Annotated in this window: 21 protein-coding genes; 11 read left to right on the top strand and 10 right to left on the bottom strand. The window is 72.2% G+C overall.

What is annotated here, in order from left to right; genetic code table 11:
- Nucleotides 1-62: 62 nt before the first annotated feature.
- Entirely contained in the window at nt 63-1,004 is a 942-nt protein-coding gene (locus ACFCVM_RS11605; protein WP_375836327.1) for a PfkB family carbohydrate kinase, read from the top strand.
- Between the two features lie 16 nt (nt 1,005-1,020).
- Here ACFCVM_RS11605 and ACFCVM_RS11600 read toward each other — a convergent pair whose 3' ends face one another.
- From ACFCVM_RS11600 to ACFCVM_RS11590, 3 genes are read right to left on the bottom strand one after another with little or no spacing between them, the layout of a single operon-like run.
- Nucleotides 1,021-1,554 carry a GNAT family N-acetyltransferase gene (locus tag ACFCVM_RS11600; protein ID WP_375836326.1) on the bottom strand — a complete coding sequence of 178 codons (534 nt, stop codon included), beginning with the start codon at nt 1,552-1,554 and terminating at the stop codon, nt 1,021-1,023.
- Between the two features lie 16 nt (nt 1,555-1,570).
- Nucleotides 1,571-3,130: an SLC13 family permease gene (locus ACFCVM_RS11595; protein ID WP_375836324.1), complete on the bottom strand. Its 1,560-nt coding sequence runs from the start codon at nt 3,128-3,130 to the stop codon at nt 1,571-1,573.
- A 27-nt stretch (nt 3,131-3,157) separates the two neighbouring features.
- A complete protein-coding gene (locus tag ACFCVM_RS11590) occupies nt 3,158-4,888 on the bottom strand; it encodes a threonine/serine exporter ThrE family protein (protein WP_375836322.1) in 1,731 nt (576 codons plus the stop codon).
- 112 nt (nt 4,889-5,000) lie between these two features.
- Between ACFCVM_RS11590 and ACFCVM_RS11585 the strand changes: the two genes are divergently transcribed.
- A complete protein-coding gene (locus tag ACFCVM_RS11585) occupies nt 5,001-6,722 on the top strand; it encodes an MFS transporter (protein WP_375836321.1) in 1,722 nt (573 codons plus the stop codon).
- Nucleotides 6,719-8,242 (top strand): leucyl aminopeptidase, encoded by a 1,524-nt coding sequence (locus tag ACFCVM_RS11580; RefSeq protein WP_375836320.1) that lies wholly within the window; start codon nt 6,719-6,721, stop codon nt 8,240-8,242. The genes ACFCVM_RS11585 and ACFCVM_RS11580 overlap by 4 nt, the downstream gene beginning before the upstream one ends.
- A gap of 56 nt (nt 8,243-8,298) precedes the next feature.
- Here the strand turns inward: ACFCVM_RS11580 and ACFCVM_RS11575 are convergent, their stop codons facing one another.
- From ACFCVM_RS11575 to ACFCVM_RS11565, 3 genes are all read right to left on the bottom strand, one after another.
- Nucleotides 8,299-11,289: an AAA family ATPase gene (locus ACFCVM_RS11575; protein WP_375836319.1), complete on the bottom strand. Its 2,991-nt coding sequence runs from the start codon at nt 11,287-11,289 to the stop codon at nt 8,299-8,301.
- Between the two features lie 116 nt (nt 11,290-11,405).
- Nucleotides 11,406-11,588, bottom strand: coding sequence for a hypothetical protein (locus ACFCVM_RS11570; RefSeq protein WP_375836318.1), 183 nt, complete (start codon nt 11,586-11,588; stop codon nt 11,406-11,408).
- 326 nt (nt 11,589-11,914) lie between these two features.
- Nucleotides 11,915-12,553, bottom strand: a complete 639-nt coding sequence (locus ACFCVM_RS11565; RefSeq protein ID WP_375836317.1) for a pyridoxamine 5'-phosphate oxidase family protein — start codon at nt 12,551-12,553, stop codon at nt 11,915-11,917.
- A 131-nt stretch (nt 12,554-12,684) separates the two neighbouring features.
- Here ACFCVM_RS11565 and ACFCVM_RS11560 point away from each other — a divergent pair, with 131 nt between their 5' ends.
- Genes ACFCVM_RS11560 through ACFCVM_RS11550 form a run of 3 tightly spaced genes read left to right on the top strand, consistent with a single transcriptional unit; the run spans nt 12,685 to nt 15,220 of the window.
- The gene (locus ACFCVM_RS11560; protein ID WP_375836316.1) at nt 12,685-14,289 is read left to right on the top strand and encodes a PLP-dependent aminotransferase family protein; all 1,605 of its coding nucleotides are present in this window, start codon (nt 12,685-12,687) and stop codon (nt 14,287-14,289) included.
- Nucleotides 14,290-14,339: 50 nt separating this feature from the next.
- On the top strand, nt 14,340-14,816 hold the full coding sequence (locus ACFCVM_RS11555) for a LysM peptidoglycan-binding domain-containing protein (protein WP_375836315.1): 477 nt from the start codon (nt 14,340-14,342) through the stop codon (nt 14,814-14,816).
- Nucleotides 14,813-15,220: a hypothetical protein gene (locus ACFCVM_RS11550; RefSeq protein WP_375836314.1), complete on the top strand. Its 408-nt coding sequence runs from the start codon at nt 14,813-14,815 to the stop codon at nt 15,218-15,220. The genes ACFCVM_RS11555 and ACFCVM_RS11550 overlap by 4 nt, the downstream gene beginning before the upstream one ends.
- A 17-nt stretch (nt 15,221-15,237) precedes the next feature.
- On the opposite strand, the gene efeB is transcribed toward ACFCVM_RS11550, so the two are convergent.
- From efeB to efeU, 3 genes are read right to left on the bottom strand one after another with little or no spacing between them, the layout of a single operon-like run.
- Entirely contained in the window at nt 15,238-16,632 is a 1,395-nt protein-coding gene (gene efeB, locus ACFCVM_RS11545; protein WP_375836312.1) for an iron uptake transporter deferrochelatase/peroxidase subunit, read from the bottom strand.
- Nucleotides 16,632-17,837, bottom strand: coding sequence for an iron uptake system protein EfeO (gene efeO / locus ACFCVM_RS11540; protein ID WP_375836311.1), 1,206 nt, complete (start codon nt 17,835-17,837; stop codon nt 16,632-16,634). The genes efeB and efeO overlap by 1 nt, the downstream gene beginning before the upstream one ends.
- A gap of 47 nt (nt 17,838-17,884) precedes the next feature.
- Nucleotides 17,885-18,754, bottom strand: coding sequence for an iron uptake transporter permease EfeU (gene efeU, locus ACFCVM_RS11535; protein WP_375836310.1), 870 nt, complete (start codon nt 18,752-18,754; stop codon nt 17,885-17,887).
- 153 nt (nt 18,755-18,907) lie between these two features.
- Here efeU and ACFCVM_RS11530 point away from each other — a divergent pair, with 153 nt between their 5' ends.
- Complete coding sequence (locus ACFCVM_RS11530) at nt 18,908-21,043, top strand: S9 family peptidase (RefSeq protein WP_375836309.1); 2,136 nt, start codon at nt 18,908-18,910, stop codon at nt 21,041-21,043.
- Between the two features lie 42 nt (nt 21,044-21,085).
- Here the strand turns inward: ACFCVM_RS11530 and ACFCVM_RS11525 are convergent, their stop codons facing one another.
- On the bottom strand, nt 21,086-21,691 hold the full coding sequence (locus tag ACFCVM_RS11525) for a dihydrofolate reductase family protein (protein ID WP_375836308.1): 606 nt from the start codon (nt 21,689-21,691) through the stop codon (nt 21,086-21,088).
- 113 nt (nt 21,692-21,804) lie between these two features.
- Here ACFCVM_RS11525 and ACFCVM_RS11520 point away from each other — a divergent pair, with 113 nt between their 5' ends.
- The 4 genes from ACFCVM_RS11520 to iolB all read left to right on the top strand — a co-directional run bounded on the left by ACFCVM_RS11520 (nt 21,805) and on the right by iolB (nt 26,239).
- Nucleotides 21,805-23,124 carry an FAD-binding oxidoreductase gene (locus tag ACFCVM_RS11520; protein ID WP_375836307.1) on the top strand — a complete coding sequence of 440 codons (1,320 nt, stop codon included), beginning with the start codon at nt 21,805-21,807 and terminating at the stop codon, nt 23,122-23,124.
- A gap of 148 nt (nt 23,125-23,272) precedes the next feature.
- On the top strand, nt 23,273-24,334 hold the full coding sequence (gene iolC, locus ACFCVM_RS11515) for a 5-dehydro-2-deoxygluconokinase (RefSeq protein WP_375836306.1): 1,062 nt from the start codon (nt 23,273-23,275) through the stop codon (nt 24,332-24,334).
- Nucleotides 24,324-25,232 (top strand): class I fructose-bisphosphate aldolase, encoded by a 909-nt coding sequence (locus ACFCVM_RS11510; protein WP_375836305.1) that lies wholly within the window; start codon nt 24,324-24,326, stop codon nt 25,230-25,232. Before iolC ends, ACFCVM_RS11510 begins: the two co-directional genes overlap by 11 nt.
- A 23-nt stretch (nt 25,233-25,255) precedes the next feature.
- Nucleotides 25,256-26,239, top strand: coding sequence for a 5-deoxy-glucuronate isomerase (iolB, locus tag ACFCVM_RS11505; RefSeq protein ID WP_375836303.1), 984 nt, complete (start codon nt 25,256-25,258; stop codon nt 26,237-26,239).
- Nucleotides 26,240-26,243 lie beyond the last annotated feature (4 nt).

The raw sequence follows: 26,243 nt of genomic DNA, 5'->3' as shown, positions 1-26,243 counted from the left end.
GGCTACCGGCGCGGCGCACCCGCGGCCGACGGGTCGGCGTCACGACGCGTACGATCGTGCGCATGACTCGACCCGCCCACGTGACCGTCATCGGCGACGCGCTCATCGACGAGCTGCGCGATCCACGCGGGGCTCGCGAGTTCGTCGGCGGCGCCGCCCTCAACGTCGCGGTCGGGCTCGCCCTCCTCGGCGAGCAGGTGACGCTCGTCGCGATGCTCGGCGACGACGAGCCGGCGACGCGCATCCGTTCGTACCTGCGCGACTACGGCGTGCGCCTCGTCGAGAGCCCCTCGGAGCACGGCACCTCGCGCGCCGTCTCCGACCGCACCGACGGCGAGCCCCGATACGAGTTCAACGAGGCCGCGCAGCGGCGCCGCATCCGCTTCGACGACGCGACGCGTGCCGCGATCGACGAGGCCGACCTCGTCGTCGTCAGCTGCTTCCCGTTCGACGACGCCGAACAGGCCGCCGAACTGCGCACCGCGATCGCGCGCCCCGGCGAACGGCTCGCGGTCGACGGCAACCCGCGTGCCGGCATGCTGCGCGACCGCGAGGCGTTCCTCGCGAACTTCACCGACGCGGCTCGCGATGCGCTGCTCGTGAAGGTCGGCGACGAGGACGCCGAGCTGCTGCTCGGCGCTCCCCTCGCGGACTTCGTCGAGCGACTGCGCACACCGGCGACGGGCGAGGCGACGGATGCCGCGGCACCCCGTTCCCCGGCTGTGCTCGCCACGGCGGGACGAGACGGCGCGACGCTGCACGACGGCGCCGACGAGGTGCACGCGGGCATCGTCGACCTGCCCGGAGCCGTCGTCGACACCATGGGCGCCGGGGACGCCACGCTCTCGGCGGTCGTGCACCACCTCGCGGTGCACGGGGTGCCGAGCGATGTGAGGGGCTGGGCCGCCGCGCTCGAGTCGGCGATGGAGATCGCCGCCGCGACCGTGCGTCACGAAGGAGCGCTGCTGCGGGTGCCCGCGCACCGGTCGGAGGGCGGGAGCTGACGAACCGGCCGGCCGCTCAGCGCACGAACCGCGCCTCGAGCACCTGCCAGAAGTCGTCGAACTTCGAGGTGCCGTCGAGCTCGAACCCGTTCCGTCGGTAGAACGCGTGCGCCCTCGGGTTGTCGGCGAGCGCCCACAGGTAGGCCGGCCGATCGCCGATCGCCGTGTCGAGCAGCGCCTGCCCGACACCCCCGCCGTGGAACTCGTCGAGCACGTAGAGGCCCTCGAGCTCGAGGTCGCGCGGCCGGTCGGTGTCGCGACCGGTGCTGGTGTTCGCCCAGCCGACGACCTCGCCACCGTGCTCACCGCCGACGACGGCGACCCAGATGCCCATCCGGTGGAATCCCTCGGGCGGCGGGAACACGTCGTTCGCGATCGCGAGGTTCGTCGTCCAGGCCCTGCTGCGGTCGGCGTACGTCCACCCTTCGACCTTGTCTCGCGGCACGCGGCCGGGCTCGACGTACGTCGTCTGGTGGCTGCTCCAGTGCACGCGGGTGATGCCGGGGGCATCGGCGATGACGGCTGGGCGGATGAGGTACCGATCGGGCATGGGCTCCATCCTGCCGTCAGAACGGCCAGATGAGCGGAACGTAGAACACCCCGACGACGAGGAACAGCAGGAGCAGCGGCAGCCCGAGCTTCCAGTAGTCGCCGAAGCGGTAGCCGCCGGGCTCGAGCACCATGGTGTTCGCCGGCGTCGCGACCGGCGTGAGGAACGACGCCGCTCCCGCGACCGTGAGCGCCATCAGGAACGGCAGCACCGAGACCCCGAGGTCGGCCGCCACGACGACCGCGACGGGTGCCACGATGAGCACGGTCGCCGTGTTCGAGATGAGCTGGCCGAGCACCATCGTGAGCGCGCAGATCGCGAACAGGGCGAAGTACGGCGAGCCGTCGCCGACGAGACCGAGCAGGCCGTCGGCGATCAGCGCAGCGGTGCCGGTCGAGATGAACGCCGTCGACAGCGGGATCATGCCGGCGACGAGCACGACCGTCGTCCAGGAGATGCTGCGGTAGGCCTGCGTCGGGGTGACCACCCGGGTCAGCACGAGAGCGGATGCCGCTGCGAGCCCCGCGATCGCCGGGGGCACGAGTCCCGTGGCGAGCAGCACCACCATCAGGGCGAGGATCGCGATCGCGCGCTTCGCGCCCGCGCCGAGGGGCACCGCGCGGCGCATCGTCGCCGGGTCGTCGACGACGAGCACGTCGGGGCCGGCGGTGTTGCGCTCGAGCTCGCCCCACGGGCCGGTGACGAGGAGCGTGTCTCCGGCCTGCAGCAGCGAGTCGGTGCCGAGGAGGTCCTCACCGCCGCGCTGGACTGCGAGCACGACGAGGTCACCGCTCGGCGTGCACATGCCGGGGAAGAGGTGCAGCCCGATGAGCGACGAACGCGGCGCCACGACGACCTCCGTCACCCCCTCGCGCACGCTGATGAGTTCGGTGCCCTCGGGCAGGTGGTACTGCTCGCGCAGCGTGCGCGCGTGCGCGCTCACATCCTGCGGCAGGCTCGTCGCGACCCGCTCCGGCAGCAGGCGGCGGCCGATGAGGGAGATGATGAGCAGCGTGCCGACGACGAGCGGCACTCCGACGAGACCGAACTCGAAGAAGCCGAACGGGCGCGCGCCCGCGTCGACGGCCGCCTCGCTGACGATGATGTTCACGGGCGTTCCGGTGAGGGCGAGGAGCGACCCCGCGTGCGCCGAGAACGCGAGCGGCATGAGCATCTGCGACGGCGCGATGCCGGCGCGGGTCGCGACGACGACGACGACCGGGATGAGCGCGGCGACCGCGCCGTTGACGCTGATGAGGGCCGTGACACCCGCGACGAGGAGGCACACGACGAGCAGCAGCGGCCCGCGCTTCGTGCCGGCCCGGCCGATGACCTGCTGCCCGGCCCAAGCGGTGACGCCCGTCGAATCGAGCGACTCGCTCACGACGAAGAGGGCGGCGATGAAGATCACCGTGGGGTCGCCGAACCCGGCGAGCGCCTGCCCGAGATCGAGGATGCCCGTGACCCACAGCGCCACCGAGACGCCGATCGCGACGATGCCGAGCGGCACGCGGTTCGACATGAACGCGATGATCGCGAGCGCCAGGATGACGAGCGTCGTCGCGACAGGGTCCATGGGCAAAGACTAGCCGCGAGGCATCCGCTACAGGAGTGGGCCGCGCGACGAGCGCAACCGGGCCGTGACGGCGGAGCCGGCGAGGATGCCGAGCGCGATCGCGACCATCGTCGACGCCGTCGTCACGAGGGTGTCGGCACCGGCCTGGTCGCCGCCGAGGATGGTGGCGACGCCGACGAGCCCGATCGCCCCCGGAACGAGCAGCCAGAACGCGGGCAGGAAGCTCACGACGGCGGGCGGGCCGGTGCGCTGCCTGGCCACGAGCACGGCGACCGGCGTCATCACGAGGGCTCCGACGAAGGCCGAGAGCACGCCGCCGAGGAAGACGTCGCCGATCACCTGCGCGCCGTAGGCAGAGTAGAGCACCAGCAGGATCCAGATGATCGAGTCGCGGCGACCGCAGTTGTAGACGATGATGCCCACGCCGAACACGGCGACGGCGATCCACGGCGCGATCGGACCGATCGGCTGGGTCGCCGTCGTGAAGTCGATGCGCGGCACCCCGACGAGTGCGGCGGCTCCGACGATGCCGACGGCGAGCAGCACGAGCTGCATCGTGCCCGCCGCGAGCCGGCCCCCGCCCGACATCATCTGGCCCGTCGCGAGCTCGATGACGCCGGTCGTGAGGAGCGAACCGGGCAGCAGCGTCACGAGCGGTGCGATGAGCGCCGGCAGCACGCCGGGGTCGAGCCCCGCCCTGATGAGCAGGAACACCGCGATCGAGACGCCGAACGCGATCGCCACGGTCACGAGTGCCTGGTAGTCGCGCGGAGCACGGGCGGAGAGGAGCTGGGCGGCGCCCGCGAACACGCCGAGCACGGCGGCGACCCCCGCCCCCGCCCACGAGGCCCCGAGCAGCACCGAGAGCCCGGCCGAGAGCAGCGCGTACGCCACGACCCGTTGCACGGGCGAGTACGGCAGCGGCTGCTCGCGAAGCCGGCGGATTCGGTGCTTCGTCGTCGCCGGGTCGATCGCACCGGTGCGGGCGGCCTCGACCGTGCGGTTCAGCTCGTCGATCTGCGAGAGCGTGAGCTTGCTGTTGCCGCTCGCGACGGCACCCGTGCTGAGCTCGCCGACGCCGCGGGCCGAGACGATCAGGGCGGTCGGGAAGACGATGATCTCGGTCGCCGGCGCGGCGTTGACGGTGGCGATGTCGAGGAGGGCGGTGTGCACGGTCGTCACCGAGTACCCCGCGTCGATCATCGCCTCGCCCACCGATTCCATCGCGGCGAGCGTGGCCGCGGGCGGCGGGGTGGTGCCCGGTGCGGGGCCGCCCGGCGTGAGCACCCCCGTGGTGAGCGGGCCGGTCTCCGTCGCCGCCTCCGTCGCACCGGGCCTGCGGATCGTGAAGAGCACGGCGGCACTCGCGAGCAGCACGAGCGCCGCGATGATCCACGACCACGGTGAGCCGCCGTCGTCGAGCACCGCGGGCGGGACGGGTTCGAGCACCGGCGCCGGTGACGGCGTCTCGGTCGGCGGCGGCGGCGTCTCGGTCGCCGGCGCCTCGGTGGCGGGTGGCTCCTCGGTCGGCACCGGCTCCTCGGTGGGCACCGGTTCGACCGTCGGGGTCGGCTCCGGTTCGGGCTCGGTCGCGGGTGGCGTCGACTCGACGGGTTGCTCCGTCGGCACCGGCTCCTCGGCGGACACGGTCGCCCACGCGGCAGTCGGCGCGGCCACGAGGCAGCCGAGGCCGAACCAGGCGGTGACGGCGACGCCGACGATCGCGATGACGACCCGCACGCGCCCCCCGGCTGACATGTCGCTCACTGTAGTCTCGGCCGGCGAGAGGTCTCAATGCCCGTGCTGTATCGCCGATGACCGTTGTGCCGCTACGGTGAGCACAAGCAGCCGGGAACTCGAGGGGACGTTCATGAGCATGCAGGCCGAAGCATCCGTCGCCGCTCCGATCGCGAAGACCTCGTGGCTCGCGCTCATCGTCGTCGTGATGACGCAGATCCAGGCCTCGTTCGCCGTGAATGCGCTCACCGTCTCGATGGCCGGCATCACGACCGACCTCGACACACCGGCGAGCTCGGTCGGCACGGCGATCACGGCCGGCACCTTCGCGATGGCCGCCTTCATCCTGCTGGGAGCCAAGGTCGGCTCCCGGTTCGGCAGCCGCGGCGTGTTCCAGATCGCCGTCGCGATCCACGGGGTGGCCATGCTCGGCGTCGCCCTCAGCGTCTCGCCCGCCATGCTCTTCATCGCGCAGGCCTCGTCGGGTGCGGTCATCGCGCTCATCGCACCCGCGCTCACGGTCTTCATCGCCACCAACTACCACGGGCCGCAGCAGGGCAGGGCGATCGGCCTCCTCGCCGCGGCGATCCCCGCGGCGGGCGTGCTGGCGCTCCTGCTCGCGGGCTGGTTCGCGAACACGATCGGCTGGCGCTGGTCGTTCGTGCTCATGGTCGTCCTCGCGGTCGCCAACCTGCTGCTGAGCTTCAAGCTCAAGCGCGTGCCCGCCCAGCCCGGACTCTCGATCGACTGGACGGGCGCGATCCTCGCGGCCGTCGCCGTCATCCTGCTGAGCTTCGGCTTCTCCGGCCTCTCGACATGGGGCGTGTGGCTCGCGACGAGTCAGGCGCCGTTCGACATCCTCGGCATCTCGCCCGCGCCGCTCCTCGTCATCGCCGGACTCGTCGTCGGCCAAGTCTTCTTCTCCTGGCTGCGGCGCCGCGGGCGCGAGGGAAAGCCGAGGATCTTCGACCTGCGCGTGCTCGCGACCGGCTCCGAACGGGCGATCACGGCGTGCATGGCGATCATGCTGTTCGTCGGCACCGCGGCGAACTTCCTGATCCCGCTCTACATCCAGGTCGTGCAGGGCCGGTCGAGCATCGAGACCTCGTTCTCGATCATCCCCTACACGCTGTCGATCTTCCTCGCCTCGACGTTCGTCGCCTCGCTCTACGGCCGGTTCACGCCGCGGGCGATCGCGAGCGCGGGCTTCGTCGTCGTGGCGTCGGCGCTCACGCTCCTCGCCTTCACCGTGCGCGGCGAGTGGAGCCAGGGCTTCGTCGTCGCCGGACTCATCCTGCTCGGCCTCGGTCAGGGCGCGATCGTCGCACTCGTCTTCAACACGCTGCTCTCCGCCGCACCGAAGCAGCTCGCCGGCGACGTCGGCGCCTGGCGCGGCCTCGTGCACAACCTCTCGGGCAGCGTCGGCATCGCGGTGGCCACGGCCTTCGCCGTCGGCATGCTCTCGACACTGCTGCTGAGCGGCGCGCAGGAGCACCCCGAGATCTCCGACGAGCTCATCGCGCAGGTGAACATCAACGAGGCCGACTTCCTCACGAACGAGCAGCTCGCGGCCGTGCTCGAGTCCCGGGCGAGCGGCCCGCAGCTCGATGCCGCCATCGTCGTCAACGCCGAGGCCCGCCTGCAGGCGCTCAAGGTGTCGCTCCTCGGCCTCGCGGCGCTGTCGCTGCTCGCGATCGTGCCGGCGACCCGCATGCCCGGGCGCCGCCGCGACGAGCTGCCCGAGAAGCTCGAGCCCGACGACGACGATCCGATCGACCCCGTCGACCTCGACGACGTCAACGATCTCGACGGCCTCGGCCTCGATGACCTCGACCGGAAGGAGGCGCTGCAATGACCCGCAGCGCGAACAAGCTCATCCCCGACGACTTCGATGCGGTGTCGTCGCTCGCCGACTCCCCCGCGGTCGCGCTCGACGAGACGCTCACCGATGTCGAGGCGACGGGCGTGCTCGTCACCACTCCGGTGGCCGCCGCCGAGTCGATCGGAGGACTCGACCAGGCGGCCCGGGAGCGCGCCGGATTCGAGGCGAAGCCCGGGCAGGCCCTCTTCATCCCGGGCGACGACCCGGTCGTGCTCGTCGGCGGCGGGCCCGCCGCCGAGCTGACGATCAACGGGCTGCGCGACGCGACGGCGGCCCTCGTTCGCGCGGCAGCCAAGTTCTCGCGCATCGGGTTCGAGATCCCGGCGCTCGGCGCGCTCGATCGAGCCGCAGCGGGCCAGGCGATCGCCGAGGGCGCCGCCCTCGCGCGGTATCGCTACACGGGCCGCTCGACGACGCCTCCGGGTGCATCGCTCGAACGGCTCGCACTGCGCATCGGCGACGTGCAGCCGTCAACCGGCGATGCCGCGGAGCTCGCGGCCGGCATCGAGGTGGGTCTCGTCACCGCCCGCGCGGCGAATGTGGCTCGCGACCTCGCGAACACTCCCCCGGGCCACCTCACCGCGACCGACCTGGCCGACGTCGCGGTGTCGCTCGGCGCTCGATTCGGGTTCGACGTCGAGGTGTTCGACAAGCAGCAGCTCATCGAGCTCGGCTGCGGGGGCCTCCTCGGCGTCAACCGCGGCTCGACCGAGGAGCCGCGCATGGTGAAGCTGCGGTACACGCCCGCCGGCGCCTCGACCGGGCACCTCGGGCTCGTCGGCAAGGGCATCATGTACGACTCGGGCGGCATCAGCCTGAAGCCCTCCGACCCGATGCACCTGCTCATGAAGATGGACATGGGCGGCGCGGCATCCGTGCTCGGAGCGTTCACCGCGCTGCGGGCGCTGCGGGCCACCGCGACCGTGACCGGCTGGCTCATGTGCACCGACAACATGCCGTCGGGATCGGCGTACCAGCTCGGCGATGTGCTGACCGCCCGCAACGGCACGACCGTCGAGGTGAAGAACACCGATGCCGAGGGGCGGCTCGTGATGATGGACGCCATCGCCCTCGCGAACGAGGAGGGCGTCGACACGATCATCGACATCGCGACGCTCACGGGCGCCGCCCTCATGGCGCTCGGCACCTCGACCGCCGCGCTCTTCGGCAACGACGAGACGACGCTGGCCTCGGTCGAGCGGGCCTCGGCGGCGACCGACGAGCTGGTCTGGCGGATGCCCCTCGAGCGCCGGTACCGCAAGCAGCTCGACTCGGAGGTCGCCGACCTCTCGAACCTCGGCGGCACCTTCGCCGGCGCAACGACGGCGGCGCTCTTCCTCGACCACTTCGTGGGCACGACGCCCTGGGCGCACCTCGACATCGCGGGCACCATGCAGTCGGATTCCGACGACTCGTGGCGTTCGAAGGGCGCCACCGGCTTCGGCACCCGCATCCTCATCGACGTGGCGCGGGGCTTCCAGCCGGCGCGCTGACACGGAACGGATGCCGCACCGGGTCGCTGCCTCGCGTCAGTGAAGCACGCCGTGGGTCAGTGGAGCACGCCGGCGCGGTACGCCGCTTCGGTACGGGTCGCCGCGCCGAGCTTGCGGAGGATCGCCGAGACGTGCACGCTCGCCGTCTTGCCGCTGATGAAGAGCCGCTCGCCGATCTGGCGGTTGCTGAGCCCCTCGGCGATGAGCTCGAGCACCTGCCGCTCGCGGGCGGTCAGCTCGGCGGTCGCGTCGGCATCGGATGCCGCGGGGCCCGCGATGCCCGGCCCGGCACCGGCCTTCGGCCGGCCCGACCCCATGCCGCCGTCGAGCGCGAGCGCGGCGGCGGCGGCGACCTGTTCGACACGGTCGCGCACCGCGCCGACCCCGCCGCTGAGCGCGAGGTCGAAGGCGCTCTGCAGGGTGATCTTCGCCGCAGCACGGTCGCCGGCCGCGAGCTCGGCCTCACCCTGGCGAACGAGGGCGTAGGGCGCGAGGTAGCCGGGGGCCTTGGGCGCCGCCGCAGCCTTCGCGGCCGCCTGCCATGCCACGGCGTCGGAGCCCGGCACCCCCTCGGGCGATTCGGCGAGCTCGGCCTCGAAGAACGCCGCCCAGAGCGGCTGCGTCGGCCACGGATGCATGCGCTCGAGCACCGTGCGAAGCGCCGGCTCGGCCGCGTCGATCTCCGCCGTCAGCGTGTCGGGCAGCCCGCCGGCACGCTCGACGGCGCCGGCGCGGGCGGCGGCGACCACCCGGGCCGCGACCCAGATGAGCGGCAGGCCGTACCCGGGCAGCGGCACGTCGCGCGCCTCGAGCACCCGCTTGGCCTCGTGCCAGGCCTCGGCGACGTCGCCGCCGGCGAGGGCGACCTCGGCCGTGACGCGACTCACGCTGAGGCGGGTCTGCACCTCGACCTCCATGATCTCGGTCATGATCGATCGCGCCCCGCGCAACTGCTCGGCGGCGCGCACGGGGTCGCCGAGCCAGAGCGTGGCCCAGATGCGAGCCCGCTGCAGGTAGACGCCGAACGGACCGGGAGGGTCGAGGGCGAGCGCCCGCACGATGAGCGCCTCGGCGCGATCCCATTCGCCGAGCGCGAAGAGCGGGTCGACGGCGTTCGAGGCGAGGATGACGCCCGAGCTGCGCTCGACGCCCTGCGCCCGCGCCTGCTCGAGACCCTCTTCGGCGAGGCGCACGGCCTCGGCGTGGTCGCCGACGAGGAAGTACAGGTCGGAGGCGTTGACCCAGTAGCGGAGCATCGCGGCCCCGTCGCCGTGCGCCAGCCGACGCGCTCGCTCGAGCCCGGCGAATCCGGCCTCGACCTCGCCGCGGCTCGCCCGGCTCACCGCGGCGACGTTGGTCGCGATCGACGCGTAGCGGGGCGATTCGATCTCGGTCGCCACGGCGAGGGCGCGCTCGGCGGTGTCGACGGCCTCATCGAGCCGGCCCTCGATCATGAGACGGCCCGACAGGGCGGTCAGCGTCGTCATGCGGAGTTCGCTCGACCCGTCGCCGAGCACCTCGAGCGCCTCTTCGAGCACGGGGATCGACCCCGGTCGCCCCACGTTGGCGAGGTACATCGCCTTGTCGCGCAGGAACCTCGGATACTGCGGGTCGTCGCGCGGGCACTCGGCGAGCGCGGCCTTCACGAGCGTGAGACTGCGCTCGCCCTCGCCGGCGTTGCGCAGGTGCGACGCCGTGCGCCCCATGAGCTCGAGCTTCGTCATGCCCGCCGACCGCTCGGCGTCGGGCACGACGTCCCACAGCCCGAGCGCCCGCTCGCCGAGCTGCGCGGCGGTCGCATATGCGGCCGCGGCCCGCGCTTCGCGCATCGCGTGGATCGTGGCGGGGAACGCCCGCGTCGCGTCGTGCGCGCCGAGCCAGTGGAACGAGATCTCGGCCGCGAGTCGCCTCGTGCCCGCGACGGCCGCTGCCTCGTAGGCCTCGGCGTACCTCGCGTGGAATCGCGCCCGCTCGCCGGGAAGCAGGTCGGCGAGGATCGCCTCGCGTACGAGGGCGTGCCGGAACGCGTAGTCGTCGCCGTCGACCGTGAGCACGCCGGCCAGCACGCTCTCGCGTGCCGCGGCCTCGAGGTCGCCCGCGCTGCCGTCGAAGACGGCCTCGAGCAGCGCGTGCGAGATGCGCACGCCGCCGACGCTGACGACGCGCAGCAGGGCCTGCGCCGACTCGGAGAGCCGCTCGTACCTGGCCAGCAGCAGCTCGCGGAGGGTGTCGGGCAGGTCGCTCTCGTCGCGGCAGCCGTCGAGGCCGACGAGCTCCTCGATGAAGAACGGCACGCCGTCGCTGCGACGGAAGACCGTGTCGATGACGGCGTCGGTCGGCGACTCGCCGACGAGCGACTTCGTGAGCTTGCGCACCTGGGTGCGGGTGAGACGGGACAGGTCGCGGCGCTCGACCCAGCGGTCGCGTTCGGCCTCGGTGAGGAACGTGCGGAGCGGATGCCCCCTGGTGACGTCTTCGCTGCGGTAGGTGAGCACCGTGAGCACGCGGCTCGAACCGAGCGCGCGCATGAGGAACCTGAGCAGCGCGAGCGTCGCCGCATCGACCCAGTGCAGGTCTTCGATCGCGAAGACGATGGGCCGCTCTCGCGAGAAGGTCTCGAGCAGCACGGCGATGCCCTCGTGCAGCTGACCCGTCGCCGCGCCGACTCCGGCGGGCGCGGCGGTCGCGGCGGCGGCCGGGTCGGACGCCGTGAGCTCGGGCAGCAGTGCCGCGAGCGCCGGGCGACCGGGGCCTGCGGCTTCGAGCACCCGCTCGGGCCCGACATCGGCGATCAGGGTGCGCAGCGCCGCCTTCACGGGCGCGTAGGGCGCAGCGACGCTGCCGAGGTCGACGCACTGCCCGGCGAGCAGGCGCACGTCTGACGGCAGCCCGCGCTCGAACTCGCGCACGAGCCGCGTCTTGCCGATGCCGGCCTCGCCGCCGATGACGACGGTGAAGGGCGCGCCGGCGCGCACCTCGTCGAGGCGCTCGTTGAGCCTCGCGAGGTCGGCGTCACGGCCGACCATGGCCGCCGCTGACGTGGTCACGATCTCATCGTGCCACGTCCCTCCGACAGCGTCAGCCGCTGCGGGCCCCGTGATCGCGGAGGGCGGAATCAGCGGTGCGATCGAGCGCGCGATCTCCGCCGCCGTCGTCGCCGTGCTCACCGCAGGGCGAGGCGCGGTGCCCGGTGCATGCGGCGGTGACGACGAGCCGGTTCCGGCGACGACACCGCGTCGTCGGAACCGGCCTCGTCGATGCCCCGCTGCAGGCCGAGCTGGCGCTCGGCACGGTGCACGTCGTTCTGGTGCGCGTGCAGTGCCATGAAGTCTGCCGAGAACTGCATGTTGCCCTCCTGGGTCGTTCCGATCGTTCGACCGGATGCCTCCAGCGTGCGCTCTGAGGCACCTGGGGCTCATCGGGCGATCGCCCTACTTTCCTGCCGCGGCACCTCAGATCCACCTGAGGCGGCAGGAGCACGCGCCGCAGTCGCGATCGCGATCGCCGGCGCTCAGCCGAGGATCGTGGGCGTCCGGCGGTAGCCGTCGCGGCCGAACTGGACGACTGCGGCGGAGATCGCCACGACGGCGACCATCGCGAGCACGGCGAGGAACAGTATCGAGAACATGGCGCACCTCCCTTCTGCGGATCTCCATGGAATCTGACGAAACCTCAATGAAGCCTGCCGTCGAGTGATGACGACGTCGTCAGGGCGGCCACCGAATCCGGTGTCGGGGTGCCCGCCGGGGTCAGCACCGAGGGCTCGGGTGCACCCCATCGGCGGCCGAGCGGCACGACGCCCGCCCAGACGGCGTGGTCCTCCCCGTCGTCGGCCGCCTCCGACGCCCCCGCCGCCCGCGTCTTCATGACGACGTCGTCGAGGCGGAGCCGGAGCACGCGCGTCGCGGCGACCTCCTTGCGGGTCATCGCGCGCACCTCCTCGGAGCGGCCCGGCATGAGCCGCTCCGAGAGCGCGAGGAGTGCGGCATCCGCTCGCTCGCCCTCGACGGGCTCGAGCACGCCGTACGCGACGGCGCTGCGGTAGTTCATCGAGCTGTCGAAGAGGGAGCGGGCGAAGACGAGTCCGTCGAGCGCGGTCACCGCGAACGCGACCGTCTGCCGCTCGGCTGCCGCGCGCAGCGCGAACCCGCCGCCGGTCGAACCGTGCACGAGCACGTACTCGCCGTCGCGGGCGAAGCCCATCGGCACGACGATCGGCACGCCGTCGACGACGGCGGCGAGGTGGCCGACGAGCTCGGTGTCGAGCAGTTCGAAGATGGCGTCTCGGTCGGTCGTCTGGCGCTCGGACATGCGTCGGATACGGCGGGCCGCTGGGGCGGGGGGTGTCTGGTCGATCGTGGTCACCCTTCGAGTCTCGGCAGTACACTGGTCGCACTCATAGTCCAGTTCTCGCAGAATCGACCAGTCCAGTCAGGAGTCCCGTGGACGGCCCGATCATCGACATCGATCGCAGTTCCACAGCGCCGCTCGGCGCGCAGCTCGTCGACGAACTGCGACGGCGCGTGCTGAGCGGCAGCCTCCGCCCCGGCGACCCGGTGCCGTCGACCCGGGCGCTCGCGAGTGCGATCGGCATCTCGCGGAGCGTCGTCGTCGCCGCCTACGACCAGCTGGCGGGCGAGGGCTACCTCGACTCGAGGCAGGGCGCGGTCACCCGCGTCGCCGAGCTCCAGCCGCGAACCGAGCGGGCAGCGGATGCCGCGGCCTCCGGCCCCGGAGCGACTGCCGCACGGTCGGATGCGCCATCGGGCCCGGCCGGCCCCGCCGAGCCCCGCATCAACCTCCTGCCCGGCCGCCCGTCGACCTCGCGCATCGACACGCGCTCGTGGCGCACGGCCTGGCGTCGCGCCGCGGCGCTCGAGATCCCCGCCGACTCCCCGCCCCCGTTCGGCGTCCCGCAGCTCCGGGCCGAGATCGCCGACCACCTGCGTCACGCGCGCGGGCTCGACTGCTCGCCCGACGACATCGTCGTCACCGCGGGCACGAGCGAGGCGCTCGGGCTCCTGGCATCCGTGCTCGGGCGCCGCACCGGGCGTGCTCCAGCGCTCGGGCGCGGCACCGGGCATGCATCCGTGCTCGGGCGCGGCACGGGGCGTGCTCCCGCGCTCGCGATCGAAGACCCCGGCTACCCCTCGGCACGGCGCCTCTTCGAACGGCGCGGCGTGCGCACGCACCCGATCGGCGTCGACGGCGACGGGTTCGACGTCGATGCCCTGCGGCGCCTGCAGCTCGCACCCGACGCCGTCATGGTCACGCCGAGTCACCAGTATCCGCTCGGCGGGCGCCTGCCGGTCGCGACCCGGCTCGAGCTGCTCGCCTGGGCCGGGGCGCACGACACCCTCGTGATCGAAGACGACTACGACAGCGAGTTCCGCCACCTCGGGCCGCCCCTGCCCGCGCTCGCCTCGCTCGACCGCAACGGCCGCGTCGTGCTCGTCGGCAGCCTCTCGAAGGTGCTGACGCCGTGGATCAGGCTCGGCTACCTCGTGCTGCCGCCGACGAACCACGGGCTGCGCGAGGCGATCAGGGCCTCACGCGACGACGAGGCCTGCCCCGTTCCCGGCATCGCCCAGCACGCGATCGCCGAACTGCTCGCGAGCGGCGCCGTGCGCCGGCACATCGCGGTCGCCCGGCGCGAGTACGCCCACCGGCGCGGACTCGTGCTCGCCGCGCTCGACGGCATCCGGGGCGCGCCGCTCTCGGGTCTCGACGGCGGCCTGCACGCGGTCGTCGAGCTGTCGGATGCCGCGGCATCCGCTGCCCTCGTGACCCGGCTCGAAGGCGAAGGCGTGGCCGTCGCGCCGCTCTCCGACTACTCGGCGGCCTCCGGCCCCGGGCGTTCGGGCATCGTGTTCGGCTACGCCGCCCCGAGCGACACGCAGCTCGTCGAGGGGCTCGCGCTCATCCGCGGCGCGCTCCTCGACCGGCTCGATCCACCCGCTCGGCGAGTCGACGCGAGCGCTCGGAATCCCGCCGGGAATACGACGAAGGTCGACCTGTCGACGACCCGACCCCACCCGGTAGGGTGAACCGACCGGCGCGCCGTAGGGCGGCGCGCCGCCCTACGGTTGGAGGCCCGATGCCGCGCGCAATCGGTCGAAGCGGGGCATCCGTCGCCCTCGGATCGCTCGCCATCTCGGCGACGCTCGTGCTGAGCGGGTGCGTCGCAGCCCCCACCCCGCCGCCGGTCACGATCGTCGCGACCGTCACTGCGACGCCGACGCCGAAGCCCACTCCGACGCCGACCGCGGCCCCGGTCGAACCCGCCCCTGCCCCCGCGCCCGAACCGGTGCCGAACGCCCCCGCGCCGGTCTACGAACCCGGCCCCGCCGTCGACCTCGGCGCGATCGACGGGGCGAGCGGCACGCCGGTGCTCGACGGCACCGGCATGCCCGTCAGCTACACCGTCGTCTCGGGCGACCACTTCTTCGACATCGCGCAGCGCTTCGACCTGCCGCAGCAGCAACTGCTGCGCATGAACCCGCAGGTGCACGACTTCGGCGAGAACGTCTACATCGGCGACGTCATCAACCTCGACTGGACGAAGACCGGATGATCCTGGCCGCCGAGGCCGATGTCATCGTCACGATCGCGCCGTGGAACCCCTGGCCGATCGCGATCCCGTCGGTCGTGCTCGTCGCGGGTGTCGTGGTCTCGTTCATCGGCACGCGGCGCCGCTCGAAGCCGCTCCGCGAGCTCGGGTTCGTGCTCTTCCTCGTCTCGGCGCTCACCGCAGGAGCCATGGCGTGGGTGCTGTCGGGCATCTGGGACACCCAGGCCCGCGAGCAGGCGCTCGAGGAGCTCGGCTACGTCTCGCCGACGTTCAGCGGCGGGATGGCCCTCTCGGCGACCGGCCTGCCGCCGATCGACTTCTCGGCCGAACGTGCCGACGGCACGCGGGTCAGCGGCAGGCTCATCGACCAGGGCGGCGGTCGCTGGCTCGTGAAGGTCGGCGACTAGCGCCCGACCGCCGGGCCTCAGGCGAAGAGCGCCTGACCGACGAACTCGCCCTCGGCGACGCCGCCCGGCACGGCGAAGATGGCCGAGCCCACGTGCTTCAGGTACTCGTTCAGCCCGTCGCTCGCGAGACTCCGCTGCACGTCGATGAATTGCTGCGGCGAGCGTTGGAACGACAGGAAGAAGAGCCCGGCGTCGAGCCGCCCGAGCGAGTCGTTGCCGTCGACGAAGTTGTATCCCCTGCGGAGCATACGTGCGCCGCCGTTCGTCGTCGGGTGGGCGAGTCGCACGTGCGCGTTGGGGTCGATGAGCGGGGCATCCGTCGCACCGGTCTTCTCGAAGTCGGGCTCGGTGAACTCGGTGCCGCCCGAGAGCGGCGCGCCCTCGCCCTTCGACCGCCCCACGAGCATCTCCTGCTCGCCGAGCTGCACGCGGTCCCAGTTCTCGATGATCATGCGGATGCGACGCGCCACGAGGTAGGAGCCGCCTTCGAGCCACGCGGGCTCGTCGCCCCCGCCCACCCAGATCTGCTCGTCGACTGTTGCAGTCTCTTCGGCCTTGACGTTCGCGGTGCCGTCCTTGAAGCCGAAGAGGTTGCGGGGTGTCGCCTGCGTCGTCGAGGTCGACGAGGTGCGACCGAAGCCGAGCTGCGACCAGCGCAGGCTCGCCCGGCCGAACGCGATGCGGCTGAGGTTGCGGATCGCGTGCACGGCGACCTGCGGGTCGTCGGCGCACGCCTGGACGCAGAGATCGCCGCCCGAGATCTCGGGCACGAGCGCGTCGCCCTGGAACCGCGGCAGCGGCTCGAGCAGCTCGGGCCGCCGGGTGGCGATGCCGAAGCGGTCGGCGCCCGCGGCGTCGGCGAAGAGCCCCGGGCCGAATCCGAAGGTGATCGTGAGCCCGCTCGCGGGCAGGCCGAGCGCTTCACCGGTGTCGACCGGCGGCGCGTAGTCCGAGCCGCCGACGGCACCGCCCTCGGCGACCTCGAGGCCCTGGGTCAGGCGAGCCGCTGCATCCGTCCACTCCGTGAGCAGTGCGATCAGGCCGTCTCGGTCGAGCGTCTCAGCGACATCGAAGGCCGCGAAGTGCAGGCGGTCCTGTGCGGGCGTCACGATACCGGCCTGGTGCGTACCGAAGTACGGGTACACGGATGCCGCGGAGCCCGAGGCATCCGCCCCGCCGGTCGCGGCGACCGCGACGCCGGCACCGGCGGCTGCGCCGACGACGGCACCGGCCGCGCCCGCACCGAGGAAGCCGAAGAGCTGGCGACGGCTGACACCCGAGGCGGACGCCACGCCGTCATCGGCCGCGGAACCGGCCCCGGCCCCGGGCTCGGCCCCGGGCTCGGCGTCGGGGTGCACCTCGGCCGGCGGCGCGCCCTGCGCGTCACCGGCCGTCGAGCGGGATTCGTTCATCAGACCCCGAGCACCGTTGCGGTGAGCTGCGAGAGCGGCTCGGCGAGCGCGTTGACCTCGTCGCTGAGCGTCTTCTTGTCGGCGTCGGTGAGGGTCCCGTAGTCGACGAAGCCCGACTCGAGGGAGCCGTACTCGGCGAGCGCGGCCTCGAGGGCCGTGAACTGCTCGTCGATCTCGGTGGCGAGGGCCGCACCCTCGTCGCCCTTCGACTCGGCGAGCGCGCGCACCGCGCCGAACGCGACGCCGGCGCCCTGCACGTTGGCGGCGAAGTCCGAGAGGTCGGTACCCGACCACCAGTCCTCCTCACCCGTGATCTTGCCGGATGCGACCTCGTCGAGCAGGGCGATCGCGCCGTTCGAGATGTCGGCGAGCGAGACGGTGAAGTCCTTCGCGGTCACGAGGTCGTGGAGCTCCGTGACATCCGCGACGAGGCCGTCGGCGTAGGCCCGGCGCTCCTCGGGCGTCGACGGCGCCCAGTCCTTCAGGGCGTCCTGCCCGTCGGAGTTCAGGTCACCTGCCGCCGGCGGCCAGAGGTCCTTCTCGATGCGGTGGAAGCCGGTCCACTCGAGGCCGTCGGCCACGGCGTCGACCTCGCGGAAGTCGATCTTCGGGTCGAGGTCGCCGAACGCCTCGGCCGTCGGCTCGATGCGCTCGTAGGGCACGCGGGTCGCGGCGAAGAGCGAGCGGGCGGTCTCGTCGTCACCGGCGGCGTAGGCCGCGGCGAAGGCCTCGACGAGCGGCAGCAGCTCGGCCGACTGCGACCGCACGTAGGCGAGGTACTCGGTGACGGCCTGGTCGCTGAGCGCCTGCTCGTCGGCCGACACCGCGGAGGCCTCGCCCGTCACCGTGAACTCGGCGAGGCCGATCGGGGCACCGACCTGCTGGAACTTGCACGCCGTGTAGTAGGTGCCCGGCTCGAGCTGCGCGGTGAAGTCGATCTCCTGTCCGGGAGTGACGTTCTCCTTCTCGCCCACGATGCGCAGCTGGTCGTCGGCGAGGATCTCGAACTCGTTCACGTCGGTGCCGTTGTTGGCGAGCGCGAATGTCACTGCACCCGCGGGCGCGGTGGCGGCGGCCACGGCGCATCCGTCGTCGGTGATGTCGACGGCGATCGCGGCGGCGAGGTCGGCTTTCGCGACGCAGCCGGTGAGGGCGAGCGCGAGTGCGGTCGCGGCAGCGGATGCCGCGAGGGCGCGTCGGGTCATGAAGGCTCCTGGATTCGAGGTGGGGTGAGACGGGGGGTGATCGTTGGTCAGTTCGCCGCAGCGGGTGTGGTCGTGGGCGAGGCGGGGGCCGCAGCCGCCGCGGGCGACGGCCGGCGCCGGCGGTGCAGCATGCCGAGGTAGAGCGTCGTCGTGATGGCGACGTAGAGCACCCACCCGATGACCTGCGCCCAGGTCGGCTCGGGGGTGAAGTTGAAGATGCCGGCGAGGAGCGTGCCGTACCAGCTGCCCGGCGGCACGAGCTCGACGAGGCTGAACGCATGAGTGCCCCAGCCGGGGATGACCGACGCCTCCTGCAGGTCGCCGATGCCGTACACGAGCACGCCGGCGGCGACGAGGATGAGGAAGAGCCCGGTCCAGGTGAAGAACTTCGAGAGGTTGATGCGCACGAGGCCGCGCGAGATGCCCCACGAGATGACGATCGCGGTGACGATGCCGAGCAGCGCCCCGACGGTGCCGAGCACGGGGTCGTTGCCGCCCGACACGTTGGCCCAGACGAAGAGGGCGGTCTCGATGCCCTCTCGGCCGACGGCGAGCGCGCCGAGCAGCACGATCGCGAACCACGAGCGGTCGACCGCGGCATCGACCTGGCCGCGCAGCTCCTTCGAGAGGCCGGCGCCGTGCGTGCCCATCCAGAAGATCATCCAGGTGACGAGCGCGACCGCGACGAGCGAGAGCACGCCGCCGAGCACCTCCTGCGCCTGGAAGGTCATCGCGTACGGGCCCCAGGTGAGGAGCGCGCCGACGCCGAGCGAGACGGCGACCGCGATGCCGATGCCGAACCAGAGGCGGCCGAAGAGGTCGCGGCGGCCGATCTTGCCGAGGTAGGCGATGAGGATGCCGACGATGAGCCCTGCCTCGAGGCCTTCGCGAAGGCCGATCAGGTAGTTGGCGAGCACGCGCGTCTCCCGGTACGAACGGAGTGGATTGAGCTAAGGCTAACCTAAGTCTCCCGATCCCGCGAACCCCGATCATGGCGCCCGATTCCCGTGCTGAACGCGGTTTTCGTCGGCGGTCGACACCGGCCCGGCTCGGGGGCGTAGCGTGGGAACGTGCTGACTCCGCCGAAGACCGACAAGCGACCCATCGAACGCGTGCACCACGGCGACGTCGTCGTCGACGACTACGAGTGGCTGCGCGAGAAGGACGATCCCGAGGTGCTCGCGCACCTGCACGAGGAGAACGCCTACACGAAGGCGAGGACCGAGCACCTCGCGATCCTGCAGGAGCAGGTCTTCGAGGAGATCACGACCCGCACGAAGGAGACCGATCTCAGCGTGCCCACCCGCGAGGGCGACTGGTGGTACTACACCCGCACCGTCGAGGGCCGAGAGTACGGCATCCACTGCCGGGTGCCCGCCGCCGGCGCCGACGACTGGGAACCCCCGGCGACGGATGACTCCGGCTCGCCCCTGCCCGGCGAGCAGGTGCTGCTCGACGACAACGCCGAGGCCGAGGGGCACGACTTCTACTCGCTCGGCAGCTTCGACGTCACCGCCGACGGGTCGACCCTGCTCTACGCGACCGACGTCGAGGGCGACGAGCGGTACACGATCCGGTTGCGCGCGCTCGACGGCTCGGGTCGCGAGTACGACGACGTCATCGAGGGCACCTCGAGCGGTGCGACCTTCGACCCCAGCGGGCGCTACGTCTTCTACGCGACGGTCGACGAGTCGTGGCGGCCCGACACCATCTGGCGGCACGAGATCGGCACCGCGGCATCCGACGACGTCTCGGTCTTCACCGAACCCGACGAGCGCTTCTGGCTCGGGGTCGGCGTGACCCGCAGTCGCAGCTTCCTCGTCATCGAGGCGGGCTCCAACGTCACGAGCGAGACCTGGCTGCTCGACGCCGCTGAGCCGACGGGCTCGTTCTCGGTGGTCTGGCCGCGCAAGGACGGCGTGGAGTACGACGTCGAGCACGTCGTCGCGGGCGGCAAGGACCGCCTGCTCATCGTGCACAACGACGAGGCCGTGAACTTCGAGCTCGTGAGCGTCGCGGCATCCGACCCGCAGGGCGAGCGCCGCATGCTGTTGCCGCACGACCCCGCCGTGCGCCTCGAGGGGGTCGACGCGTTCCGCGACTTCGTCGCCGTCGAGTACCGGCGCGAGGGGCTGCCGCGCGTCGCGGTCGCGAAGGTGCCGCCCGCCGGCCTGCCCGCCGGGGCGACGCCCGACGACACGCTGCACGAGCTCGCCTTCGACGAGGCGCTCTTCTCGGTGGGCCTCTCGGGCAACCCCGACTGGGCGCAGCCCACGCTCCGCATCGGGTACACGAGCTTCGTGACGCCCTCGACCGTGTACGACGTCGTCGTCGCGACCGGCGAGCGGCGGCTCCGCAAGCGCCAGGCCGTGCTCGGCGACTACGACGCGACCCGTTACTCGCAGCGCCGCGAGTGGGCGACGGCCGACGACGGCACGCGCATCCCCGTCTCGCTCGTGTACCGGCACGACCTCGTCGACCTCGGCACGCCCGCACCGACCCTGCTCTACGGCTACGGCTCGTACGAGCACTCGATCGACCCCGGCTTCGGCATCCCCCGCCTGTCGCTGCTCGACCGCGGCATGATCTTCGCCGTGGCGCACGTGCGCGGCGGCGGCGAGATGGGCCGGCTCTGGTACGAGCACGGCAAGAAGCTCGAGAAGCGCAACACCTTCACCGATTTCGCCGCGGTCGCCCGCCATCTCATCGACGAGGACATCACGGCGCCCGACCGGCTCGTCGCCCAGGGCGGCAGCGCCGGCGGCCTCCTCATCGGGGCCGTCGCGAACCTCGCGCCGAAGTACTTCTCGGGCTTCCTCGCCGAGGTGCCGTTCGTCGACCCGCTGACCTCGATCCTCGACCCGTCGCTGCCGCTCACGGTCATCGAGTGGGACGAGTGGGGCAACCCGCTCGACGACGAGGAGGTCTACTCCTACATGAAGTCGTACTCCCCCATCGAGAACGTGCACAGGAACCACTACCCGCCGATTCTCGCGGTGACCTCGCTGAACGACACCCGCGTGCTCTACGTCGAGCCGGCGAAGTGGGTCGCGAAGCTGCGCGACGTCGGCGCCGACCCGCTGCTGAAGATCGAGATGGCGGCCGGCCACGGCGGAGTGTCGGGCCGGTACTCCGCCTGGCGCGAGCGCGCCTTCGCGTACGCGTGGGTCATCGACGCGGCGGGCGCGCACCCGAGCGGCGAGTGAGCCCCGAGTGAGCGGATGCCGCGGCATCCGCTCACCGCGCCGTCAGCGCCGCTCGTAGGTGATGTGCGTCGCGAGCGGCGTGTTCAGCACCTCGACCGGCGTGAGGCCGGGGTCGTCGATGCCGTCGAAGAGGCGTTCGCCGCCGCCGAGCATCATCGGCGAGATCGTGACGATGATGCGATCGATGAGGCCGGCGGCGAGGTACTGCCGCACGGTGCTCGCGCCGCCCGCGATCGAGATGCGCCCGTCGCCGACCGCGGCCCTCGCCTGCGCGAGCGCGTCGTCGATGCCGGTCGTGACGAAGTGGAACGTCGTGCCGCCCTCCATCGGGATCGGCTCGTGCGCGTGATGCGTGAGCACGTAGACCGGCCCGTGGTACGGCGGGTCGTCGCCCCACCAGCCCTTCCACTCCTCATCGGTCCACTCGCCGCGGATCGGCCCGAACATGTTGCGGCCCATGATGTACGCCCGCGGCGCGAGGATCTGCTCGACGATCGCGGCATTCTCGTCGGGCTGCTCGAACATCCATCGGTGCAGGTCCTCGCCGCCCGCGCCGAGGGGGTCGGCGAGGGTCTGGTTCGGACCGGCGACGTAGCCGTCGAGCGAGATCGACAGGTTGGCGGTGACGAGGCCGTCGTTGAAGGTCATGCGCGACACCGTACGCCGCTCCGCCGACGCTCGCATCGGTGCATGCGAACGCACCGATTCAGCGCTGAGCGAGCACCGTTCCGGATGTCGCATGCCGCTGCAAGACTGCAGAAATGTCTCTTCTCTCCGAATTGAGTGAGCGAATCCCAGGTCGGGCCCATGGTCCCGGCGCATCAGAATACGACGCCGGCCGCACCGTCTTCGCCGGCGTCGGCGAACCCGACGCGGTCGTTCGGCCGCACACCGTCGACGAGGTCGCGGCGGCCGTCGGCCTCGCCGCGGCGGCCGGAATGCCGATCGCCGTGCGCAGCGGCGGCCACGGGCTCCTCCCCGTCGAGGGCGGCCTCGTCGTCGACCTCGCCGAGTTCACCGCGATCGAGGTCTCAGACGACGGTCTCGTCTCCGTCGGCGGCGGCGCCCGATGGGGCGACGTCGCCGCGGCCCTCGCGCCGCGCGGGCTCGGCATCAGCTCGGGCGACACCCGCGACGTCGGCGTGGGCGGCCTCGCCCTCGGCGGCGGCATCGGCTGGCTCGTGCGCGGGCAGGGCCTCGCCATCGACGCACTGCGCGAGGTCGAGCTCGTGACCGCTGCGGGCGAGGTGCTGACCGTGAACGAGACCTCGCACCCCGAGCTCTACTGGGCGGTGCGCGGCGGCGGCGGCAACTTCGGCGTGGCGACTCGGTTCGTCTTCCAGGCGATCCCCGCAGACGGACTCGTGGGCGGACTCGTGCGATTCGACCGCTCCGACGTGCCCGCGGTGCTCCGCGCGTGGCGCGACGTCATGCGCGCCGGACCCGACGAGCTGAACTCGTCGCTCATGCTGCTGCCGCCGTTCGGACCCGAGATGCCCGGCGGCCCGCAGCTCGGCGTCGCCCTGCAGGGCACCGAGGCGCAGCTCCGCGAGCTCCTCGCCCCGCTGCTCGCGCTGCCCTCGGTCGTCGAGGTGTCGCTCGCCCCGACCTCCTATGGCGACCTGCTCGAAGACGCCCCGCCCGGTCGCCCGCCGTTCCTGTTCGTGGGCGGCAACGGCTTCGTGCCAGAGGTGTCCGACGCGGCGCTCGACGCGGTCGCGGCCGCGTACGCCCGCGAGGTGCCGACGATGGTGCTGCTCCGCGCGCTCGGCGGCGCGTTCTCCCGCGTCGCGCCCGACGCGACGGCGATCGCCCACCGCGATGCCGAGGCGCTGCTCATCGTCAACGGCGTGCTCGCCTCCGACGCCTCGCCCGAGCAGCTCGCTGCCGTGAAGGCGGGCAGCGATGCCGCCCTCGCGTTCACGAGCGGCACCTACGGCAACTTCTCGGTCGAGTACGGCGACGAGGTCACGGCGGCGATGTACCCGCCCGCGACGCTCGAGCGCCTGCGCCGCATCAAGGCGCAGGTCGACCCGGGCAACGTGTTCCGTCGGAACCACAACATCACGCCGGCGAGCTGAGCACGGTCGGCTGAGTTCGGTCGAGCGGATGCCGCGGCGCACGCCACGCGGCATCCGCTCGATCGCGGATGGCACTACTTTGTCAGGACATTCTGTGTAAACTGAGGGCAATCGCCCACGGCACCGGCAGAAAGTTGTACGACGCAGTATGACCATCACGACAGCATCGCCATTCGACGTCATCACCATCGGACGCGTGGGCATCGATCTCTACCCGACGCGTGACGGCGTGCACCTCGAAGACGTCGACACGTTCACCAAGTCGGTCGGCGGCAGCGCCACGAACGTCGCGATCGCAGCGGCACGCCATGGGCGGCGCAGCGCGGTCGTCACCCGCACCGGCGACGACGCGTTCGGCCGGTACATCCGGCGGGAGCTCGACGGATTCGGGGTCGACCCCCGGTTCGTGGGAACCGAGCCCGAGCTCCTGACGCCCCTCACCTTCTGCGAGATCTTCCCTCCCGACGACTTCCCGATCACCTTCTACCGCAAGCCCAAGGCGCCCGACCTCGAGATCACGGTCGAGAGCCTGCCGCTCGACGACATCCGCTCCGCCGCGGTCTACTGGTCGACGGTCACGGGGCTGAGCGAGGAGCCGAGCCGCGGCGCCCACCACGCCGCGTGGGCCGCGCGGGGCCGTCGCCCCGGCACCGTGCTCGACCTCGACTACCGGCCGATGTTCTGGAGCTCCGTCGACGATGCGCGTCGCGAGGCCTCGGCAGCCCTCGACTCGGTCACGATCGCCATCGGCAACCTCGACGAGTGCGAGGTCGCCGTCGGCGAACGCGATCCGTACCGGGCCGCCGATGCGCTGCTCGACCGCGGCGTCGAGATCGCCGTCGTCAAGCGCGGCCCGGTCGGCGTGCTCGCGAAGACGCGTGAAGAGACCGTCGAGCTGCCCGCGCTCGCGGTGCAGGTCGTCAACGGGCTCGGAGCGGGTGACGGCTTCGGCGGTGCGTTCTGCCACGGCCTCCTTGCTGGATGGTCGCTCGAACGCATCCTCACCTTCGCGAACGTCGCGGGCGCGATCGTGGCCACCCGACGGGAGTGCTCGACGGCGATGCCGACGAGCGCCGAGGTCGCCAGCCTTGCCGGCGAGCGCGGCCTCGGGGGCTTCGACGGCATCGACCCGGCCACGCACGAACCGGTCACCGCGGGTGCTCCGGGTGCCCGGCACGGGCGCGACGAAGGAGACGTCGATGCATCCTGAAGCTCCTCTGCGATTCCTCGACGACGAGCGGTTCGCCCGACTCCGCGATCGCCGTGCCGTCGACCCGACGGCCATCGCCGAAGGGCTCGCCGCGCGAACCCGACGGCCGGTGCTCGGCGACAACGGCCGGCTCTTCATCATCGCCGCCGACCACCCGGCCCGGGGAGCACTCGGCGTCGGCGACGAGCCGATGGCGATGGCCGACCGGTACGAGCTGCTCGACCGCCTCGCCCTCGCACTCAGTCGTCCGGGTGTCGACGGCGTGCTCGCGACTCCCGACATCATCGACGACCTCGCACTGCTCGGCGCACTCGACGGCAAGGTCGTTGTCGGGTCGATGAACCGCGGGGGGCTGCGCGGCTCGAGCTTCGAGATGGACGACCGGTTCACCGGCTACGACATCGACGGCATCGTGCGCGACCGGCTCGACTTCGCCAAGGCCCTGCTGCGCATCAACCTGCAGGATGCGGGCTCGATCGCGACGATCGAGGCCTGCGCGGCAGCCGTGACCGCGGCCGCCGCGGCCGGCGTGCCGATCATGATCGAGCCGTTCATGAGCACGCACGGCGCGACCGGCGTCGTCAACGACCTCACCGCCGATGCCGTGATCACCTCCGTCGCGATCGCGTCGGGGCTCGGCACGAGCTCGGCCTACACCTGGTTGAAGCTCCCCGTCGTCGACGAGATGGAACGGGTGATGGCGGCGACGACCCTGCCGACGCTCCTCCTCGGCGGCGAGCGCGGCGGCGACCCCGAGGCCACCTACGCGAGCTGGCAGCGCGCACTCGCACTGCCCGGCGTGCGCGGGCTCGTGGTCGGGCGCACGCTCGTCTATCCTCCCGACGGCGACGTTGCACGAGCCGTCGACACCGCTGCGGCGCTCGTGCACGCCGGCTGACCGACGAGACCGAAGGAGCATCCGTGACGGAGCGGACGACGGCGACCGGCCGTGAGACCTGGTTCCATCCCCGGGCGAGCCTCGCCCGAGACGGCTGGGACGTCGTGGTCGACGCATCCCTCGACGGCTGGCAGCACACCGGGCTCCGCACGGCGGACCTCCGCGGTCGAGAGCTCGAGCTCCCCGCCGGCGAGGTCGAGCGCCTCATCGTGCCCCTCGAGGGCGGATGCCTCGTGCGCGCGATCACCGAAGACGGCGCGGTGCACGAGGTCGAACTCGAAGGTCGCGCCTCCATCTTCGACGGTCCGACCGATTGCCTGTACCTGCCCCCGGGGGCGAGCGCGACCCTCAGCGGCAACGGCAACGGCAACGGCAACGGCAACGGCGACGGCCCCGGCTCGAGCCGAGTCGCGGTGGCGGAGGCGCCGGCAACCACGCGGCATCCGCTTCGGCGCATCGGCCGCGACGAGGTGCCCGTCGAACTCCGCGGCCGCGGCCGCGCGAGCCGGCAGGTGCACGACCTCGGGACGCCTGCGGTGCTCGACGCCGAGCGGCTCATCGTGTGCGAGGTCATCACCCCGGCCGGCAACTGGTCGAGCTACCCGCCGCACAAGCACGACGAGGAGCTGCCGGGCCGCGAGTCGCGGCTCGAGGAGATCTACTACTTCGAGCTCGCGCCGGCACCGGGCGCACCCGACGCCGCAAGCGGGGCCGGGGCCGACCCGTACGCCCTCTTCGCCGCCGCGTCGTCGGCGGCGACCGAGATCGAGCTCGACGAACGGGTGCGCAGCGGCGACACCGCCCTCGTCCCCGGCGGATTCCACGGCCCCGCCGTGGCGCCGCCGACCCACGACCTCTACTACCTCAACGTCATGGCGGGGCCCGGCGATCGGGTCTGGCGCATCACCGACGAACCGGCGCACGAGTGGGTGCGCGAGGCCTGGCAGCACGAGGCGGCCGACGACCGCCTGCCCTACATCCGCACGACGAATGGAGCTCGCCCGTGAGCCG

It is taken from the genome of Agromyces sp. NPDC056389, from assembly GCF_042262385.1.
Classification (GTDB): domain Bacteria; phylum Actinomycetota; class Actinomycetes; order Actinomycetales; family Microbacteriaceae; genus Agromyces.
The sequence above is the reverse complement of the archived record's forward strand: the minus strand, read 5'-3'. Positions and strand labels throughout refer to the sequence as shown.

Bases quoted from the DNA above. Each gene is read 5' to 3' on its own strand.
- ACFCVM_RS11605 (WP_375836327.1), top strand. From the start codon at position 63: ATGACTCGACCCGCCCACGTGACCGTCATCGGCGACGCGCTCATCGAC.
- ACFCVM_RS11600 (WP_375836326.1), bottom strand. From the start codon at position 1,554: ATGCCCGATCGGTACCTCATCCGCCCAGCCGTCATCGCCGATGCCCCC.
- ACFCVM_RS11595 (WP_375836324.1), bottom strand. From the start codon at position 3,130: ATGGACCCTGTCGCGACGACGCTCGTCATCCTGGCGCTCGCGATCATC.
- ACFCVM_RS11590 (WP_375836322.1), bottom strand. From the start codon at position 4,888: ATGTCAGCCGGGGGGCGCGTGCGGGTCGTCATCGCGATCGTCGGCGTC.
- ACFCVM_RS11585 (WP_375836321.1), top strand. From the start codon at position 5,001: ATGAGCATGCAGGCCGAAGCATCCGTCGCCGCTCCGATCGCGAAGACC.
- ACFCVM_RS11580 (WP_375836320.1), top strand. From the start codon at position 6,719: ATGACCCGCAGCGCGAACAAGCTCATCCCCGACGACTTCGATGCGGTG.
- ACFCVM_RS11570 (WP_375836318.1), bottom strand. From the start codon at position 11,588: ATGCAGTTCTCGGCAGACTTCATGGCACTGCACGCGCACCAGAACGAC.
- ACFCVM_RS11565 (WP_375836317.1), bottom strand. From the start codon at position 12,553: ATGTCCGAGCGCCAGACGACCGACCGAGACGCCATCTTCGAACTGCTC.
- ACFCVM_RS11555 (WP_375836315.1), top strand. From the start codon at position 14,340: ATGCCGCGCGCAATCGGTCGAAGCGGGGCATCCGTCGCCCTCGGATCG.
- ACFCVM_RS11550 (WP_375836314.1), top strand. From the start codon at position 14,813: ATGATCCTGGCCGCCGAGGCCGATGTCATCGTCACGATCGCGCCGTGG.
- efeB (WP_375836312.1), bottom strand. From the start codon at position 16,632: ATGAACGAATCCCGCTCGACGGCCGGTGACGCGCAGGGCGCGCCGCCG.
- efeO (WP_375836311.1), bottom strand. From the start codon at position 17,837: ATGACCCGACGCGCCCTCGCGGCATCCGCTGCCGCGACCGCACTCGCG.
- ACFCVM_RS11525 (WP_375836308.1), bottom strand. From the start codon at position 21,691: ATGACCTTCAACGACGGCCTCGTCACCGCCAACCTGTCGATCTCGCTC.
- ACFCVM_RS11520 (WP_375836307.1), top strand. From the start codon at position 21,805: ATGTCTCTTCTCTCCGAATTGAGTGAGCGAATCCCAGGTCGGGCCCAT.
- iolC (WP_375836306.1), top strand. From the start codon at position 23,273: ATGACCATCACGACAGCATCGCCATTCGACGTCATCACCATCGGACGC.
- ACFCVM_RS11510 (WP_375836305.1), top strand. From the start codon at position 24,324: ATGCATCCTGAAGCTCCTCTGCGATTCCTCGACGACGAGCGGTTCGCC.